1 protein-coding gene is annotated in these 2,059 nt (G+C 65.4%); it reads left to right on the top strand.

What is annotated here, in order from left to right; genetic code table 11:
• The first annotated feature begins 450 nt into the window (after nucleotides 1–450).
• Entirely contained in the window at nucleotides 451–1,863 is a 1,413-nt protein-coding gene (locus tag Q7U29_RS01585; protein WP_304737650.1) for a CoA transferase, read from the top strand.
• Nucleotides 1,864–2,059: the final 196 nt, after the last annotated feature.

The following is a 2,059-nucleotide window of genomic DNA, read 5'->3' as shown; positions in this document are numbered from 1 at the left end:
GTGCAGGGCTCACCGAGAAGAGCACGTATAAGCCTTAAACCATCGCGCAGGGAAAGCCGGATGCCTCCGCTTCACCTGTATGCTCGTGTGCCGCCTACCACTTAAACTACCGCACACGAGACCGCGGGTGCAGCGCGCACCCGGCTTTCCCTGCGCCCTCTGCTTGAGAGGGTGAGGAATTTGATAGCAAACCTCGGGCGAGATGCGCCGCGAGAATTATACGCATGTCCTGAGATCGTCATTGCGAGGAGCTCTTGCGACGAAGCAATCCATCTTTTCTTTGCGCTGCGAAATGGATTGCTACGTCGCATCCGCCTTCGCCCGAAGGCGGGCTTCGGCGGACAAGAGCTCCTCGCAATGACGTCGAAAGAGCGGTGCCTCGTCGCGGCCGGGCTTGACCCGGCCATTCATCCGCTTTGAATGGCGGCCTGAGATAAACGAGAAGCCCCCATGCAAACCCCCCGCGAAATTCTCGCCGACATCTGGACGTCCGCTGGCGGCGAACCCTCCGCGCTCGATGCTGTCACGCTTGATGGCGAGGAGCCGCAATTGCCGTCGTCGTTTCGTGTCGCCGCCGCCGCGCAGGCTTCGATTGCCGCGACTGGCCTTGCCGCCGCGCAGATCTGGCAGATGCGCAGCGGACAAGCGCAAGGCGTCGCCGTCGATATGCGTCATGCCGTCGTCGAATGCCGCAGCGAGCGCTACCTTCGCGTCGACGGCAGACCGCCGCCGCCGGCCTGGGACGCCATCGCCGGGATCTACAAAACCCGCGACGCGCGCTTCGTGCGGCTGCATACCAATTTCAGTCATCACCGCGATGCCGTCTGCAAGGTGCTGAACTGCAAACCGGAGCGCGACGACGTCCAGGCCGCCCTGCTGCAATGGGACGCCGAGGCGTTCGAGACCGCGGCCTATGCCGCCGGCGGCGTGGTCGCGATGATGCGCTCGCGCGAGCAATGGCTGGCGCACCCGCACGCAAAGGCACTGGCCGAACAGCCTTTGGTCTCGATCGAAAAGATCGGCGATGCCGCGCCAAAATCCTGGCCTACGAGAATTGGGCCCGGCGGCGATCGCCCGCTGGCCGGGCTGCGCGTGCTCGATCTGTCACGGGTGATCGCTGGTCCCGTCGCCTGCCGCACGCTGGCGGCGCATGGCGCCGACGTGCTGCTGATTTCCGGTCCCGATTTGCCGTTCATTCCCTGGCTCACCATCGACACCGGTCGCGGCAAGCTCACCAGCTTTGTCGAACTGAGGAGTGAGCAAGGACGGCAAGTCCTGCGCGACCTGCTGGCGGATGCGGATATTTTCTCGCAGGGCTACCGGCCGCAATCCATTGCCGCGCTCGGCTTCTCGCCGGAAGACGCGGCGAAGATCAATCCCGGCATCGTCTATGTGTCGCTTTCGGCCTATGGCCACGCCGGGCCATGGGCCGGGCGCCGCGGCTTCGACTCGCTGGTGCAGACTGCGACCGGTTTCAATCATGCCGAAGGCGTGGCGGCCGGGGTGGAGGGTCCGAAGGAACTGCCGGCGCAAATGCTCGACCACGCCACCGGCTACCTGATGGCGTTCGGCGCCATGATGGCGAAGGCGCGTCAGGCGCGCGAAGGCGGCAGCTGGCACGTCAGGGTATCGCTGGCACGGACCGGGCAATGGCTGTGGAATCTCGGCCGCGTCGCCGACGGTTTTGGGATCGAGGATTTGAAGGGCGACGCGGTCACGCCGTTGATCGAGGATCTTCCCTCCGGTTTTGGCCCGCTGCGGTCGGTCAGGCACGCGGCGATGCTGTCGAAAACACCGGCGTTCTGGGCCCGCCCGGCGATGCCGCTCGGCAGTCACCCGCCGCAATGGCCGGCGCGCCCCTGAGGATTGGGGGCCGGCATATGGGCGTGCGCCCACATTTCCTGCCCACTCCGATTGTGGTTGACGCATTCCGGCGGTTGCCCCCTGATTGCAGGCAGGGATCAAGCCGCGGGAGATCAACCATGCGGGTCGAGGAACACCAGGGACACGCCACCGCCGATCAGGTGCTCGGCGAAATCCGCGAGTATTGCCGCGCCAC

The organism is Bradyrhizobium sp. (genome assembly GCF_030654605.1).
In the GTDB taxonomy this organism is placed as follows: Bacteria; Pseudomonadota; Alphaproteobacteria; order Rhizobiales; family Xanthobacteraceae; genus Bradyrhizobium.
This window is presented reverse-complemented; position numbering and strand designations above follow the sequence as displayed.